At 41.4% G+C, this 15220-nt stretch carries 18 protein-coding genes and 1 pseudogene; 5 read left to right on the top strand and 14 right to left on the bottom strand.

Features of this window, described 5'->3' with window-relative positions:
* Positions 1-44 precede the first annotated feature (44 nt).
* The 5 genes and pseudogenes from LZD48_RS13020 to LZD48_RS13000 all read left to right on the top strand — a co-directional run bounded on the left by LZD48_RS13020 (position 45) and on the right by LZD48_RS13000 (position 3291).
* Positions 45-779: a hypothetical protein gene (locus LZD48_RS13020; protein ID WP_235763163.1), complete on the top strand. Its 735-nt coding sequence runs from the start codon at positions 45-47 to the stop codon at positions 777-779.
* Positions 779-1195, top strand: a pseudogene (locus tag LZD48_RS13015) (GNAT family N-acetyltransferase); the annotation flags it as partial. The gene LZD48_RS13020 and the pseudogene LZD48_RS13015, both read left to right, overlap by 1 nt.
* Positions 1196-1360 carry a DUF4181 domain-containing protein gene (locus tag LZD48_RS13010; RefSeq protein ID WP_255771044.1) on the top strand — a complete coding sequence of 55 codons (165 nt, stop codon included), beginning with the start codon at positions 1196-1198 and terminating at the stop codon, positions 1358-1360.
* Positions 1361-1522: 162 nt separating this feature from the next.
* Entirely contained in the window at positions 1523-2902 is a 1380-nt protein-coding gene (locus LZD48_RS13005) for a DHA2 family efflux MFS transporter permease subunit (RefSeq protein WP_235763162.1), read from the top strand.
* 113 nt (positions 2903-3015) lie between these two features.
* Positions 3016-3291, top strand: a complete 276-nt coding sequence (locus LZD48_RS13000) for a hypothetical protein (RefSeq protein WP_235763161.1) — start codon at positions 3016-3018, stop codon at positions 3289-3291.
* A 23-nt stretch (positions 3292-3314) separates the two neighbouring features.
* On the opposite strand, the gene LZD48_RS12995 is transcribed toward LZD48_RS13000, so the two are convergent.
* The 14 genes from LZD48_RS12995 to LZD48_RS12930 form a co-directional block, all read right to left on the bottom strand.
* Positions 3315-3452, bottom strand: a complete 138-nt coding sequence (locus tag LZD48_RS12995; protein ID WP_255771043.1) for a sigma factor — start codon at positions 3450-3452, stop codon at positions 3315-3317.
* Positions 3453-3589: 137 nt separating this feature from the next.
* On the bottom strand, positions 3590-4462 hold the full coding sequence (gene phnE, locus LZD48_RS12990; RefSeq protein ID WP_235763160.1) for a phosphonate ABC transporter, permease protein PhnE: 873 nt from the start codon (positions 4460-4462) through the stop codon (positions 3590-3592).
* Positions 4462-5247, bottom strand: coding sequence for a PhnE/PtxC family ABC transporter permease (locus LZD48_RS12985; RefSeq protein ID WP_235763159.1), 786 nt, complete (start codon positions 5245-5247; stop codon positions 4462-4464). The genes phnE and LZD48_RS12985 overlap by 1 nt, the downstream gene beginning before the upstream one ends.
* Before the next feature lie 13 nt (positions 5248-5260).
* Positions 5261-6025: a phosphonate ABC transporter ATP-binding protein gene (gene phnC / locus LZD48_RS12980; RefSeq protein WP_235763158.1), complete on the bottom strand. Its 765-nt coding sequence runs from the start codon at positions 6023-6025 to the stop codon at positions 5261-5263.
* Positions 6026-6096: 71 nt separating this feature from the next.
* Positions 6097-7131, bottom strand: a complete 1035-nt coding sequence (locus LZD48_RS12975) for a PhnD/SsuA/transferrin family substrate-binding protein (protein WP_235763157.1) — start codon at positions 7129-7131, stop codon at positions 6097-6099.
* 143 nt (positions 7132-7274) lie between these two features.
* Positions 7275-8081, bottom strand: coding sequence for a PHP domain-containing protein (locus LZD48_RS12970; protein ID WP_235763156.1), 807 nt, complete (start codon positions 8079-8081; stop codon positions 7275-7277).
* Complete coding sequence (locus tag LZD48_RS12965) at positions 8071-8790, bottom strand: phosphonate C-P lyase system protein PhnL (RefSeq protein ID WP_235763155.1); 720 nt, start codon at positions 8788-8790, stop codon at positions 8071-8073. Before LZD48_RS12965 ends, LZD48_RS12970 begins: the two co-directional genes overlap by 11 nt.
* 14 nt (positions 8791-8804) lie before the next feature.
* Entirely contained in the window at positions 8805-9986 is a 1182-nt protein-coding gene (gene phnM, locus LZD48_RS12960; protein WP_235763154.1) for a phosphonate metabolism protein PhnM, read from the bottom strand.
* An 18-nt stretch (positions 9987-10004) separates the two neighbouring features.
* Positions 10005-10841, bottom strand: a complete 837-nt coding sequence (locus tag LZD48_RS12955) for an ATP-binding cassette domain-containing protein (protein WP_235763153.1) — start codon at positions 10839-10841, stop codon at positions 10005-10007.
* Positions 10834-11700, bottom strand: coding sequence for an alpha-D-ribose 1-methylphosphonate 5-phosphate C-P-lyase PhnJ (locus LZD48_RS12950; RefSeq protein ID WP_235763152.1), 867 nt, complete (start codon positions 11698-11700; stop codon positions 10834-10836). The genes LZD48_RS12955 and LZD48_RS12950 overlap by 8 nt, the downstream gene beginning before the upstream one ends.
* Positions 11690-12799 (bottom strand): carbon-phosphorus lyase complex subunit PhnI, encoded by a 1110-nt coding sequence (locus LZD48_RS12945; protein WP_235763151.1) that lies wholly within the window; start codon positions 12797-12799, stop codon positions 11690-11692. Before LZD48_RS12945 ends, LZD48_RS12950 begins: the two co-directional genes overlap by 11 nt.
* Positions 12800-13393, bottom strand: a complete 594-nt coding sequence (gene phnH / locus LZD48_RS12940; protein WP_235763150.1) for a phosphonate C-P lyase system protein PhnH — start codon at positions 13391-13393, stop codon at positions 12800-12802. It lies immediately after the preceding gene.
* 27 nt (positions 13394-13420) lie between these two features.
* Complete coding sequence (phnG, locus tag LZD48_RS12935) at positions 13421-13849, bottom strand: phosphonate C-P lyase system protein PhnG (RefSeq protein WP_235763149.1); 429 nt, start codon at positions 13847-13849, stop codon at positions 13421-13423.
* Between the two features lie 195 nt (positions 13850-14044).
* On the bottom strand, positions 14045-15220 hold the full coding sequence (locus tag LZD48_RS12930) for a GNAT family N-acetyltransferase (RefSeq protein WP_235763148.1): 1176 nt from the start codon (positions 15218-15220) through the stop codon (positions 14045-14047).

Raw genomic sequence — 15220 nt, 5'->3', positions numbered from 1 at the left:
CTTTATAAAGAGACGGAATTTTTAAATATTGGGAGTGAAGAATCTTGAAGGCAATTGGCTGGGCCGGAATAATGCATGTTTCCATTCTAATCATTTGGATGGTTATCCATATTTTATTTAATCAATTAAACCCGGTGGTCATCAATGATGAGGCTAAGATGGCACAGACAGGTATCGAATTTTACAGTAATTTCCCTGGACTTTTAGGTTTTGACCACGGGAGTAAAGCCTTCGTTATGTTACTATCCGTCCTACTGCCAATTGGTCTGTACATCCATTTTAAAAAATTGAAGATTTTTCGATTAAAAAATACCATCGCATTAGTTGCAGGTTGTTCTGGATTTACTTTATATGGCTTATCCCTAATGCTCCAAGCAGTGACCGTTGAATATGCGTTTAACTTGTACCGTACCACGGAAGATACGGTAGCTCATTCTTTTGCTGTCTTGCTATATGATTGGGCCATGCTAGAAGGCGGGCTTTCAGTCAGTATGTATATTCTAGCGAACCTTTGCTTAAGCTGTTGGGTTATAATTCATTCAATCGGTCTATTTTCATTTAATTCTTTTAAAAAGATTGGTATATTTGGGTGTATTGTAGGAGCCATACAAATTATCGGTTCCTTTCTCGCTTGGTTCTTTTTAATGCAGGCAAAACAAAATATGCACGATTTTAACGAAGCGATCGGATTGCTATTTACAATCTGGATTGCGATGATTAGTTTTCAAATGATTCGGGGAAAAATCACGATAAAAGAAGATAGGAGTAGAATTTTATAATGACAATCCATTTACAATCATGCAGCAGAGAGCATCTGCAAGAGCTTCGAGTAATTAGTTAAAACACATTCAATGAGACATTTAAAGATCAAAATGCACCGGAAAATATGAAAGCTTATATGGAACGGGCATATCACCCGGCACAATTGGAAAAAGAACTGTCTAATCCCTCTTCCCAATTCCTTTTTCTTTATTTTCATGGGGAGCTTGCCGGATTTTTAAAGGTGAATATCGGTGATGCCCAGGCAGAGGAAATGGGTGAAGATGCCCTTGAAATTGAGCGGATTTACATACAAAAGGCTTTTCACAAAAATGGCCTAGGAAAATACTTATTCAATAAAGCTTTAGAAATCGCGGAATCCCTTCATAAAAAGAAAATCTGGTTGGGTGTATGGGAAAAGAATGAAAATGCGATTATGAAAGGTTTTTTTATTCTGTACATGATTATACTTATCGATTTTCAAGCCTTTTTGGAATGGAAGTATTTAAAGAACTCCAAACAATATATCACAACGGTTGTCATTCTCGTTCTCGCCGTACTTTTTATTTACAATCTAGAGAAACTCTTCTGGTTTTTATGAAAAAGTGAATAACAATCGAACTTAGGTAAGCCTGCAAACCTGTTTCTAGCGGAGAGACAGGGTTTTTGATTTTTCTTCTCATGAATGGTATTTGCTCTTACTTGTCAGAAAGCTTATACTTCTAGCAACTAAGATTTTCGAAAGATAAAGGAGGGATGTCTTTTGAGCAATAATAAAAGAATCGAATCAAAGGGGGTTGTTGTTGTCATTATAACAGCAGCCTTTTTATTTACATTCAGCCAATTCTTGCTCATCACCGCTTATCCGACCATCATGCGGGAATTCGATCTGAACGCTACCCAAGTCCAGTGGCTGACGACTGCATTTTTGCTTACGACAATTATTTTTATTCCAATGACTGGGTATTTATCCAATCGATTTACTTCAAAATCGCTCGTTGTCTTTTCTCTTTCCTGCCTACTTGTTGGAACAATTATTGGTGGATTTGCTCCAGACTTTTATACATTAACATTTGCCCGGGTTGTCCAAGCAATTGGAGCAGGAATTATTCTGCCACTCGTACAGACGATTTTGCTTACTGTGTTTCCTTATGAACGAAGAGGATTTGCGATGGGCTTACTCGGTGCAGTCGTAAACGTAGCGCCTGCAAGTGCACCATCTATTTCGGGAATTATTATTGATTTCTTCAGTTGGCGTTCCTTACACTGGATGCTGCTCCCGATAGTACTTCTCACGTTAATCCTAGCGATATTTCTGATGGAGGATGTGCTGGAAAAACAGGATTCAAAGCTGGATTTTCCGTCCATCATTTTATCTGCTATCGGTTTTTCATTTTTCATTTTCGGTTTAAGCAATATTAGTGTACTCGGATTTTGGGATGTGTTGGTGCTTGCACCGATAGGGATTGGATTAGTTGCGCTTATATTCTTTATCACGCGACAATTTCGCTTACCCCTACCGATTCTTGACTTGAGATTGTTCGGTCATTCCACATTCCGACTCATTATGATTCTTGTCTTCATCAATCTGATGCTGTTATTATCTGCAGAGACGATTCTCCCGATGTTCGCGCAGGATGTGCTCGGGACAAATGCATTTGTATCCGGGTTCATCCTTGTACCGGGAACGATTATATTGTCGATTATTAACATTATTTCAGGGAATCTATTTGACCGGTACGGAGCAAAACGGATTGCTGTAATCGGCTTTGCTTTTATCTCTGTTTCGCTCCTATTACTCAATACGGTAACAATGGAAAGCTCGCCTTATTGGATTATGCTATACTTCTGTTTATTCATGGCCGGATTCGGGTTAAACCTTATGCCACTTGTAACATTAAGCATGAATGTACTTAATAATAAAGATATGGCTCATGGATCTGCTATCGTTAATACAGTACGGCAATTCGGAATGGTGTTTGGAATTATCGTGCTTTCGACTATTATTAGTGTCACGACCTCTGTTATGGATGCGCCGTTTAAAGTCGGAACATACTGGGGAACGACTTTTGCGCTTCTCGTGATGGCTGGAATCGCTATCTTTGGTACGGTGCTTTCCGTATTTATACAGGAAGAAAAATAAGGGGAACGAAAAAGGATGTTTAAAAAAGGGTAGCATCTTTTTTCGTTGAATATATATAGTAGAGGAGACATTACTGACAAAATTGTCCCATGTGGAACAATTGGAGGATAATCATGCAAAAACTATTTACTAGTGTATCGATTATTTGTTTTCTTTTTGCATTTTTTATGTTCTGGTATCTTTCCTTAAACATATCCATTCCTTTTATCGACCATTTATATAATATAAGTATCTTTATCCCAGTTATCATCAGCATCTTAGGTGGAATCAGTGTTTTCTTTGGACTGAAGGGGTTTCCACGGAAAACACTGCTTGTTATGCATGTTTCGCTGATTATTCTGCTTAGTTTTTTTATATTTATCGCTATGTTCGGGTTCCAGGAACCATAGAAGGAAAGGATGATTGTAATGGGCTATGTTTTAATATTATCGGCATCATAGTTTTCAATATTTAGATGTGCTCGAAAAAACGTTTCTTGCAAGAGATCCTCTGCCGTATGATGATTATGACAAAGGGAAAGAAGGAAGCGATATAGATCAAAAAAATACATCTGATAAATGTTGTCTAAGTTAATCCCCACGTCAAATACTCCCCCTCTATCTATAACACGAATTAGAAAGGAAAAAGTTACACCAAAAATAAAAAAGCACCGCTCTATAGCAGTGCTTGCCTATTTTAAAATCTCCTTTAATTTCTCACCGAAGCTGGAAAATAACGATTCTTCAACCTTGTCGAAGCCATCTCCAGCACAATCGCAATAATAAGAATGGCATAAGTGATAAAGCCAACTTCCCTTAAATCGAAATAAAATCCAGATGCCATAAAGAGTTCGAAACCAATTCCTCCCGCTCCAGCTGCGGCTCCCATTGCAACTGCAACACCGAAGTTGATTTCAAAACGTAAGAACGTCCACGATAATAAATAAGTAAATGTAGAAGGTAGCACACCGTGCGTAACGATATGCCACCAGTTAGACCCAGTTGCACGCATCGCTTCTAAAATTCCATTATCCACCTCTTCAAAGGCTTCTGAAAATGCTTTGACAAGATAGGCAATCGAGTGGAATAGCATTCCCAGTACCGCTGCTTCACTCCCTAACCCGGCAGCAATTGCAAAAATAAGGACCCATAACACCGTCGGAACAGCACGGATAAATGCCATGACCATCCGGACAGTTTTTGATACCCAAGGTTTGGACAAGTTTTCCGCCGCCATAAATGAGAGGAATAAAGCAATAACTGCTCCAATGACAGTGGCTAACACGCCTAAACCTACTGTTACCCCAATCTGATACATTGCCTCTCCCCAGCTAAAATGGCTCAGGGAGGGTTCCAGAAACATCGTCTTTAAATTATGCCATGTCTCCGGTATCGCACGCTCAAGGCTCAACCCGGTATAATCAAAGAAAAAGAAAGCTAGAACCGTGAGAAGAGTCAATACAGCAATCGTCCATTTCGTGACGAGATCAATCTTATTCCCTGATTTAATATTGATTTTGCCGTTCTTTGCCCGTTTTATGTAAAGTTGTTCGAGTGGAATTTTCTCCCTGAATGCTTCCATTATAAAATCACCTTCCTTATCCGGTTGGATATCAGTTCAATTATAATGACAGTGATGACGATGGTGAAGGTGACAAGGGCAACAGCATTATAATTCAGTGATTTATAATACATATCAAAAGTGTAACCAATTCCCGTCCCTGTTAAAATACCTACGAGTGTCGCACTCCGGATATTCGTCTCAATCATAAAAAGAATCCAGCTGAGCATCTGTGGTAAGCTTTGCGGCAGTACTGCTTTGCTTACAATATGAGAATACGTTGCCCCTGTAGCTTGCAATGCCTCTACTGCACTGTGCCCGGCCTCATCAATCGTTTCGATAAAAGCTCGTGTTAGAAATCCAAGTGTGCCAACGAATAACGCGAGGAATCCAGTGAGTGAATTTTGCCCAAAGGAAATAAGTAAAATAAGGGACCAAGCTACAACTGGTATATTTCTTGAAAATGAAGCGATGAAGCGAGCAATGACACTAAAGATATTATTGACTTTTGTCGTTTGGGAGCCCATTAATCCTAAAAATAAGGAGATGACTGCTGCTAAGGTCGTTGCTGCAATGGACATGAAAATTGTTTCATTCAGTTTTGTCAGAATTGCTGGCAGTCTTTCCCATGTTTCAGCAGTAATCCACAGATTGGAAGCTATCCAGCTGATAGCAGCGGGGAAGGTTAAGGCACCTTCAATAAAGTTAAAATCCGTTATCACTGCTGAAAAATAGGTCACCCCAATAATGATGATAAAGGCGATAGTTGTCATCCATCTGCTTTTTCGAATTGTTTTTTCCTTCACACTTGTTTGCTCCTTAAACCGTGATTAATTCCCGTTGTTTCGTACCATAAATATGATTAATCTGCTCTTCAAGAAGCAAAGCACTCCTTCCATCAAAAACAACCTCACCTTTTCTAAGACCAATAATCCGGTCCGAATAACTTTGTGCAACTTCTACTTGGTGCAAGTTAACGATACACGTAATACCCAATTCTTTTGTGATCGATTGTAAATGATCCATAATGACTGTAGAGGAGTTCGGATCTAATGAGGCGATTGGTTCATCACAAAGAATTAATTTCGGGTCTTGAATTAGCGCACGGCATATACCGACACGCTGCTGCTGGCCACCACTTAATTGATCACAGCGCTTATAAGCATGTTCCGCAATCCCAAGCTTGTCTAGTAAGTAAAAAGCCTGTTCCTTTTCTTCTTCTGTAAAACGTCCGAGAACACCTTGAACCGTATTTTTATAACCAAAGCGACCATGAAGCACATTTTCAATGACAGTTAAGCGAGGAACTAAATTATAGTGCTGGAACACCATACCGATATCTGTCCGTAACTTACGTAAATCTTTCTTCTTCAACGAACCGACATCACGCTCATCAAATAGAATCTTTCCATGATTAATCTCGACCATTCGATTGATACAGCGCAGTAAGGTTGATTTACCTGCTCCGGATGGTCCGATTACCGAGACAAACTCGCCAGCTTCCACCGTAAAGCTTACGTCTTTCAACACCTGTGTCTGTGAATCATAGGACTTCCCAAGCTTCGCAACCTGTAATAATGTCATTTTTTGAACTCCTTTTTTATTAACAGGATAGAGCATGCAGTCTTGCACACTCCATCCCGTATTGTTTTTACTTAGTTTTGCAGTTCACGGATTGGATTGAACCACTCATCTTCTACTGGGACAAAACGTTCATCAGCCGATTTATAGAATAAACCGGACGCATCGGAGTCTTCTGGTACAAAAATTTTTTCGTTATTTGCGATTTCGTCAGAGGCGAACAGTTCCTGAATCGTTTCATAATCTTCTTCACCGATCACTTCTAAGTTGGCAGCAAATGGAGCATTCAGTACTGGAGTCACACTAATTAGTGTGAATTCTTTCCCTGTAACGGTGTTGAATGGTTCTGCAGCATCGTCTTTCACTTGGTAGACTGCTCCAGGTGAATTTGCATCACCTTCTGCTAATTCAACATAACTCTCAACACAAGTATCACAGAATGCTGCAACTTCAACGGAATTGTTCAAGAGGTTAACCGCTGAACCTTGGTGCGATCCACCGAATAACACTTGAGAGAAGAATGGTCCGCCTTCCATCAGATCTTCCTGTGTTAAATCGCCGTATTCCTCATGATCGGCAAAATAATCAACGATACCAGAGGATGGCACCACAAAGCCTGATGTTGAGCTGTTTGATACAAAGGAAAATGACTTATCTACAATCGTATCCAGTGAAAACTCACCGTCTACTTTGAAATTATCTTGTTCATCGACATTTACCGCTAACCAGCTATGGTAGATCGCGTCATCCAATGTGCCGGATGGCCCTGATGGTACGACGATAGGCTCAACTGCATCATTGCCATTCTTAGCTTCTATGTATCCTACCGCTCCCATGAAAGCTAGGTCTGCATTGTTGTTTACAAGCGTTTCGATTGCGATGGCGTAATCTGTCGTTAAGTGATGCTCAACGGTTTTACCAGTTGCTTCTTCAATAACACTGCCGATTTCGTCTCGAGAAGATTTCATATCATTACCGGATTCGTTCGGATACCACACGATATCAATGACGTCATCCACCTCACCACTTTCTGCTGAACTATCCGAACAAGCAGCGAGTAACAGAATACTTGCAAACAGCATTGCTAACACACACCATTTCTTCTTCATGAAATTTGTTCCCCTCCATTTTTAATTTCGAAAAATTGTGGTCGAGCTTCATTTCAACCTATCTCCATCGCCTATTAAACCACAATTTATTAGAAAAAATAGCGTTTTTACAAGTTTTTAACCGTAACTTTATAAAATTAAAACTATCTAAACAATGGATTAAATGGACTTAGAACCGCGCCAATTTCAATCTTTGAGCCAAAGGAGCCATGATGATCTGTCCCGCCAGTCATAAAGAGGCCAAAACTCTCTGCCAAGGCTTCTACTTTGTCCCGGTCTAATTCTGTGTGATCCGGATGATGCAGTTCGATTCCAGCTAAACCGACTTCGACAAGCTCTGGAATGAGTTCATAAGAATCAAGTTGTCCCGGATGAGCAACAACAGGAAGTCCACCATCTGCAACAATTGCTTCGACTGCATCAAATGCATCGATATAAATAATGTCTCCAGCAGCTGGACCCTCTCCTTTAAAAAGCTTCCGGTACAGCGTTTGATAAGTATTGGAATCATAAGCTGCATCTGTAAGCTGAGCCATCACATGCTGTTTATAAATAGTTGTACTAGGCTTTGCTGCTTCTAACACTCGTTCCACATGGAACCTGTATCCTGCCCGTTTAATCTGCTCGATTTGCCATAACGTGTGCTCGTGTCTTCGTTCGAAGAGAGGGGTGCAGAGCCGGGTGATATGCCGTGCATGCTGGTCATAGTTATAACCAAGAATATGAACTTTACGATCCCGTTCAAAATCATAGGCAGAGATTTCAATTCCAGGGATGGCGGTAACATCATACTCTTTTTCTAATCGTTTCGCTTCAGCCAACCCAGCCACCGTATCATGATCAACAAAGCTAAGATGAGTGACACCATTTCGCTTTGCTTCCTGGAACACTTCTTTCATTGTGAGCGAGCTATCGGAGTAAGAACTGTGCACGTGCAAATCAGCCTTCACTGGCGATCGCCACCTCCTGCGTAACTTTTCGCGTCCGCATATCGTACACCTTGTCACAGACGCCTTCCATAAATTCAATATCATGAAAGATTCCGAGCAAGGTCGTTCCATTTGCTTTCAGCTTTTCAATGATTTCCCGCACCTTCATTTTCGATGCGTAGTCTAAGCTTGCGGTTGGTTCATCGAGCAGGAGAAGTCTTGGTTTCTTTACGGTTGCGATCGCAATATTCAATCTCAACTTCTCCCCGCCGGAAAACGTATTTGGATACGTATCCCAAAGGGCTTCATCCAGTTCAAAGTGATCCAATGCCTTTTCCGCTTCGCAGCGTGCTGCTTCTTCTGTTTCACCCATTTCCAATAACGCCTTCTCCACTAATTCTCTTGAAGTTGTCCGCGGCATGACATTTAAAAACTGTGAAACATAGCCAATTTCATATTTTCTAAGGTAGAGCATCTCGCGTTCCGTTGCTTTTGCGAGATTCACTTTTCCATATCTGGCAGAATCATAAAGAATTGCACCTGCGTCCGATAAATAGGAACGGTAGATACTTTTTAAAACTGTTGATTTACCACTCCCGCTCCTCCCGACAATTCCAAGAAACTCTCCTTCTTCAATGGAAAAATTCACTCCCTCAACGGCTTGGATTGTTTTTTCTAGATGGTGGATTGTAAATTGCTTTCCAAAATTTCGGATGTCTAGCATTGTCATAGGAATCTCCTCCTTTAATTCAAGCGATAATTCGTTGTCGTAATCACAACTCCATTCACCATCGTCATCGTAAGCATCGGATAGCCATCATCCATCTTTTCAATCAAAAGAAGATCTGCCTTTTTTCCTGGCTGGATGGAACCGACCTCATGATCTAACCGAACTGCTCTTGCCGGATTGATGCTGACCATTTGGACCATGTCCTCGAGCGGATAACCGTACTCCTCATGTAAATTAAATACAGCATGAAGCAGGGCGGCGGGATAATAATCACTGCAAAGAATATCAATACAGCCATGCGCAATTGCTTCAGCAGCTGATAAATTACCAGAGTGGGAGCCGCCAAGCAGCACATTCGGAGCACCTGCGACTGTTTGTAAACCCGCTTCTTTCGCTTTTTTAGCAACTTCGAGTGTAATCGGGAATTCACTAATCGTCGTGCCGAAAGATTTCACTAAATCAACTTTTGCAAGATGGTCATCATCATGCGATGCGACAGCAATTCCTTTTCGGATAGCAATATCTGCAACTTCTTTTATTTTTTGCGTGGTGAGAAAGGTGCCATTTTGCCGTTCTTTAATAATCGTTTGGACGTCCGAATCTGTCAGGTCCCGATAACCTTTCAACGTCTCACTGTACACTTCCAGATCCCGGTATTGTCCTTGACCAGGTGTATGATCCATAAAGGACAAGAGATGAACTTTTCCAGCTTCAATGTTTTCAATTAGCGAATCAACTTCATCGATATTATCCACTTCAAAACGGGCATGGAGCCTGTGACGGATCAAATGTAATTCATGGTGCGTCCTGGCAATTGCATCAACGAGCCGCTGCACGTTATGCGGATAACGCATCGGCTTATGCGTGAATGCATCCTCGCGGTAAAAAGAAAGGGAGTGGAACATCGTCGTAATACCATGACTAATTAAGATTTTCTCTGCTTCTCGTAAGCTAATATCCATATCCATCATGCTCGTCGGACGCGGGGAAACAATGCCTTCAATATAATCAGAATGGATATCAATGAAACCCGGTGCAATGAAGCCGCCATTTGCATCGATTTTATTAGCACGAGGGAAATGTGCGATTTTTTCTTCAGGAATGATTTCCTTTATTTTTTCATTTTCTACGACAACGGCATGATTCTCCAAGATTTCTTGTTCCAATATAACTTTTCCATTATGAATGATATACAAGTTTGCTTCCTCCTTCGTTTACAGTAGGGAATATACTAATTGCTGGGTGTAGGCATGCTGCGGGTCTTCAAGGATCTGGTCTGTCAACCCATCTTCAATAATCGACCCGTTCAGCATGACAATCGTCCGGTCGGCAAGCATCCGAATCACCGCTAAGTCATGCGAAACGACAATCATGCTAATTCCAAGATCACGTTGAATGCCTTTAATCAAATCAAGCACATTCGCTTGCACCGATAAATCGAGTCCAGTCGTCACTTCATCTAAAAATAATATCGGTGGGTTATTCGAGAGAGCTTTGGCAATCTGAACTCGTTGCTGCATTCCACCAGAGAAATTCCTTGGCTCCTCTTTCATTCGAAATAATGGAATGTGAACATGCTCAAGTAGGCTCTTACTCACCGCTTCCATGTCACCAACATGCCGGTTACCTGCTGCAATTAATTTCTCCGCGATATTACCGACGGAGGAAAAATCCATTTTTAACCCGCGAATCGGATTTTGATAAACCATGCCATATTGCTGATTGCGGATGGCACGCTTCTGCTGGGAAGAGAGCGCGAACACATTTTTCCCTGCTAGAGCCGGGATATGATCGAGATAGACGGCACCGGATGTGACCTCTGAATCGAAATAGAGGCACTGCATCATCGACGATTTTCCGCTCCCACTTTCCCCGACAATGCCCAGAATCTCACCGGGATATAAATCAAAGGAAATGTTTTGACAGGCATATACCGTTCCACACGTTGGACAATAGTTTTTTTCCAAGTTCTCTCCACCATCACAGGATGAACAAGCTTCTCCAAATTGCTTTGTTAAATCTCTTACACGTAGTAAAGGTGCTTCATGCATACGTCTTCCTTACCTCCGCTTCCTCATTCTCGTTTAACCGTTCTAAGCAATAACTTGTGTCATTGCATTGGTAGATTGTTTCATTCGTGACAGGGTCCTCGAGTTCATCCAAAAATACATTCTCTGCTCCACATAAATGACAGTTTTCCCCAGCAAAGGACTCCACTTGAAACGGATAGTCATCAAAAGCAAGGGAAGATACATCGGCATAAGGTGGGACGGCGTAAATCTTCTTCTCTCGCCCAGCACCAAAGAGAATAAGTGCGTCTGATTGATGAAGCTTCGGATTATCAAATCTCGGAATCGGACTCGGGGCCATAATATAGCGACCATTTACATAAACGGGGTGATCTGCACCTGTTGCTGTCTTTCCATATTTCATAACTTGTTCGAATAATTGAAGCCACGCGCCACTGTAATCCTCTTCCGAATGAAGGATTTTCGTTTGATATTCACTTGCCTCAACTCCGCGTAATGGTTCCGGCATGGGAACTTGCAGAACAAGGATTTGATTTTTCGTAAGCGGCACTTCAGGAATCCGGTGCCGTGATTGAATGAGTGTCGCATCCTCGGTTCGTTCCACGAGTCTGACACCAGTCGTCTTAGAAATGAGTTTTTTAATACTCACCGCATTTACCGATTCATCTGCCCCTTGGTCTATTACTTTCAGCACGTCCTGTTTACCAATGAGAGAAAGGGTGATTTGCAGCCCTCCAGTACCCCATCCCCGGGCAATCGGCATTTCCCTTGAGGCAAAGGGAACCTGGTAACCAGGAATTGCAACTGCTTTTAAGAGGGCTCTTCTAATTTCCTTTTTCGATCCTTCATCAAAAAATGCAAAATGGGTTTTAGCTTTCATCGTCGCTCACTCCTCGTTTAATCTGCCGCACGCTATCGAGTTTCGATTGGAAAGTGACATAATGCGGTAACTTCAGATGGGAAATAAATCCTGTCGCTTCAACGGAATCAATATGAAGAAGCACGAACTCCTCATCATGCGTCGGGAAATCTCCCTCGGGATGATCAAGACATTGATCCAGAATGCTCATCGCAATCGCCTTCGTTTCATTTTGCCCGTAACAAATCCCGTAGCCAATCTCAAATTCTAACTTTTCCTCATTCCTGCCGTTCTTTTTCGTGATCGGTACGAAGGATTCAATCTCAGTTACGCGAATTTCACCAATATAAAAGTCATCTTCCGGGTTGCCGCTTCCCTCTACTGGATGAGCGGTATGAATTGGCAGCCTGCCAACTCGAACTTCTCCGACCGTCGGATGCACTTGACCGTAACCTCTTAATGATGCATAACCGAGTGCAGTAACTGCTCCGGTTTGTCCTCTCGTGAGCACTTGTAATCTTGCACTTCTTGATGCCGGAAAGCTAAGACTTTCTTTTGTAATATCAATCGGTGCCGTATCATTTAACGGGTACGTTTCAAATAAACCTTCTTCCCTCAAGTAATCAACGACTTTAGGAAAGTAAGTAACTTTTCCTTCCGTTTGCTCAAGATTGTTTTCAAAGTTTTTCAGCCACGTTGTGATTTGTGTTTTATCTTCTTCCAGTAAATTAAAATCAAGTAAGCGGTGGGTGTAATCTTTCGTTGCACCGAGTAATTGACCACCAGGGATATCTTTAAAACTCGCTGAAATTCGGCGTTCGACAAACATCGTCTCCGGCTCCACTGTTTCACTCGTATAAAGTCTTGGTAAAGTCGAACGATGAGCACGCAGAAGAAAGACGGCTTCCTCCATACTGCCTTCCGCTTGTTTAATCGCAAGCGCTGCAAGAAATGGGGAGTATAGGCTGCTTTCTGACATCACTTGGTCGATTAGACTTTTCATTGTAGCCATAATCGTTTCGACTTCGATAATTTCCTGCTCTTTCAGGCGTTCGTATGTCAACCGTTCCATCGAAGCTTCAATTGCCTTTGTGCCACCTTTTACCGCGACATAGCCCATTTATTCCACCTCCATAACTTCGACATTCGTTGTTCGTGGTACACATGCGAGTTGCATATTGCTATCCGTTAAAATGAGGTCAACACCTAATGGGAACTCTGTGACTGTTGTATTTCTTGCTTCCCAGATGTTGTTCGATAATGTATGTAACATCGTTTGCTCTTTAATGCCAGGGCCAGTTAAACGGACCGTTATATTCCGTTCTGTAAAATCAGTGTCGATAATGAATGTTGCTGCACGATGGGGAGCGATTAGTGTGCCTTTCTTACATATTTCCAGTGCTTCTGTTATTTCCGCCTCTGTGGCATCAGGAAGCACAATGATAAAATCTGCTTTAGCAAGTGTTGTGTGGGACGCAAGGGTGTAAGCTGATATTTTACCAGCAACTTGATTTTCCGCACGAGGCAAGACATGAAAGCTAACCTCTGCATCAAATAGTGTGAGCAACGTAAAAAGAGTCGCATCATGTAGCGGTAAATCAAGGTCATTCTTTCCTTCGAGTTTGCGCAACGATTGAATTTCACCTGGACGTGACATTGTATGTAAAATTTCACGGAAAACAAACTGCAAATCATGTACTTCATCAATTGCCATATTATCTCTCCTGTTCGTTTTTATTCGTTAACTGTCCATTTCCATCGTTTGGAAGTCCACTTTTGTTTCAAAGAGTTTGGTCTGTTCCAACGCTTTTTGTTCATTAATCCTTACTTCTTCTAATAAAAGATCTGCTCCCCATCCTTGAGTTTCTGGTAAGTTTGCGTTGTAAGCTGCATCAATTATTGCTAACTGGCGTGCAATCTGCTCCTTCATTCCTTCGACAATACCAATGCCGATTGCTCCATTGATTTCTATTTTTGCTTCGGTAATAAGCACCTCACCGATATAAAAAAGTGAATTTTTAGCAGACTCCCGCATTTTCACCATCGTAAGTCCGTAGTGCGGGGCAATAATTTCCTTCCACTCATAGGTTGCTGTTATTGTTTCAGATAATCTTTTGGCCAAAATAGGGTTTCCTTCGATAAGAATTCTCGTCCGTCTCCGTCTTTTCATTTTTCCGCCCAACCTCCTTCACAATTTAAGCTTAACTTGTCGCCAAGTCGGGTGTGTTAAGCTAGTGTTTAGTTTCTGTAAAAAGTGGGACAAGGGGTCCGTACATTTGTCCCAGTAAAAAAAGAGGTTGAGACATAACCTAAACTTATCGTTATGTCCCAACCTCTTCATTTAATGGTCTTTCCAATCACTCACTTAGAAAAAATCTGTGAAGTACGTCTGTTTTCTCGGAATAATATATTCTAACAGTTCAATTGCTTCAGTGTCTCCACTAATCAGTTCCAATTGATATAAATCTTCCGGTCGCTGGTAACCTAGCAGCATCGTAGTAAGTTGTTGCACCGTGCAGCTTATCACAGGACCTTTTATATTATTCATTACTGACTCGTAGACGATATCAATCTTACCATCTGCCTCATGAAGTGTGTATATCCCCGTATTCTCTTCTATAAAAGGATCTTCAACCCTAATAGATAATGAACCGAAGGCTGTAGAGATACTACTCATATACTCCTTTAAAAAAGCTTCCACATCCACAATCCTTGCCATAAAATATGGCATGATCTTTTGCTTGAAGCGCGGTTCATGCACGAGTAATGGCAATAAATCATTTTCTGGAACAACCATTTCTACCTTTTCAGCCATGGAGTCATGATTGGCGATAAATTGCATGAATACCTTAAGTGCATTCGTCGTATTGTAAACAAACTCATCTACCTTGAACAACCGGTCTTTTAGCTGATAAATAATATATCCTTCCGCCTGGTTCTCTTCATCATAGGCGACTGCAATCATATGCTGATCTTTAAGTACTCGCTGTTTCCACCATTTTTCATCTCGCAATAAAGCACCATTGTAATTTTTGATATACTTGCGGTATATGGAATCCAGTAAAGGGATGTCGCTATTCACTCTTCTGACATAGCCTTTCCCGTTCCAATTCTGCTTTACATTTTTCATTGGGATCTCATAATGTTTTTCTGCAAAAGCCACCTCCCAGCCATATTGGCGGTAGAATGGAACAGAAAATGGATGAAGGAATGAAATCGTCTGTCCTTGTGCTTTCATGGTCTGCAATGCATGACGCAGCAGCTCCTTTACCATTCCTTTTCTCCGGTATTCAGGCCACGTCGCAACCGAAGCTATCCCTCCCATCTCAAACGGGATACCATTAATAGATACAGCTAATGGAATCAAATGCAGCTTAGCAGCGATTCTTTCTCCATCCATCATCCCCCAAATAGCATATCTTTCTGCTTCTTCTTTTTTCTTATGTAATTCCTCTTCTGTTAGTTCATATTGAAATGCAAATTGGGATAATGAAAATATCTCGTCATAGTGACTTTGATTTAATTCAATGATTTTCCCCAT

The sequence above is a fragment of the Oceanobacillus alkalisoli genome, assembly GCF_021556485.1.
GTDB classification, from domain to species: domain Bacteria; phylum Bacillota; class Bacilli; order Bacillales; family Amphibacillaceae; genus Oceanobacillus; species Oceanobacillus alkalisoli.
Note: the sequence above shows the minus strand (reverse complement) of the source record. Positions and strands in the feature narration are given on the sequence as shown.

What these genes read in the sequence shown, in the direction of transcription:
- LZD48_RS13010 (WP_255771044.1), top strand. Translation starts at nt 1,196, where the DNA reads ATGAAAGGTTTTTTTATTCTGTACATGATTATACTTATCGATTTTCAA.
- phnC (WP_235763158.1), bottom strand. Translation starts at nt 6,025, where the DNA reads ATGACATTATTACAGGTTGCGAAGCTTGGGAAGTCCTATGATTCACAG.
- phnE (WP_235763160.1), bottom strand. Translation starts at nt 4,462, where the DNA reads ATGGAAGCATTCAGGGAGAAAATTCCACTCGAACAACTTTACATAAAA.
- phnH (WP_235763150.1), bottom strand. Translation starts at nt 13,393, where the DNA reads ATGGCAATTGATGAAGTACATGATTTGCAGTTTGTTTTCCGTGAAATT.
- LZD48_RS12945 (WP_235763151.1), bottom strand. Translation starts at nt 12,799, where the DNA reads ATGGGCTATGTCGCGGTAAAAGGTGGCACAAAGGCAATTGAAGCTTCG.
- LZD48_RS12965 (WP_235763155.1), bottom strand. Translation starts at nt 8,790, where the DNA reads ATGACAATGCTAGACATCCGAAATTTTGGAAAGCAATTTACAATCCAC.
- phnG (WP_235763149.1), bottom strand. Translation starts at nt 13,849, where the DNA reads ATGAAAAGACGGAGACGGACGAGAATTCTTATCGAAGGAAACCCTATT.
- LZD48_RS12975 (WP_235763157.1), bottom strand. Translation starts at nt 7,131, where the DNA reads ATGAAGAAGAAATGGTGTGTGTTAGCAATGCTGTTTGCAAGTATTCTG.
- LZD48_RS12930 (WP_235763148.1), bottom strand. Translation starts at nt 15,220, where the DNA reads ATGGGGAAAATCATTGAATTAAATCAAAGTCACTATGACGAGATATTT.
- LZD48_RS12950 (WP_235763152.1), bottom strand. Translation starts at nt 11,700, where the DNA reads ATGAAAGCTAAAACCCATTTTGCATTTTTTGATGAAGGATCGAAAAAG.
- LZD48_RS13000 (WP_235763161.1), top strand. Translation starts at nt 3,016, where the DNA reads ATGCAAAAACTATTTACTAGTGTATCGATTATTTGTTTTCTTTTTGCA.
- LZD48_RS12995 (WP_255771043.1), bottom strand. Translation starts at nt 3,452, where the DNA reads ATGTATTTTTTTGATCTATATCGCTTCCTTCTTTCCCTTTGTCATAAT.
- LZD48_RS12955 (WP_235763153.1), bottom strand. Translation starts at nt 10,841, where the DNA reads ATGCATGAAGCACCTTTACTACGTGTAAGAGATTTAACAAAGCAATTT.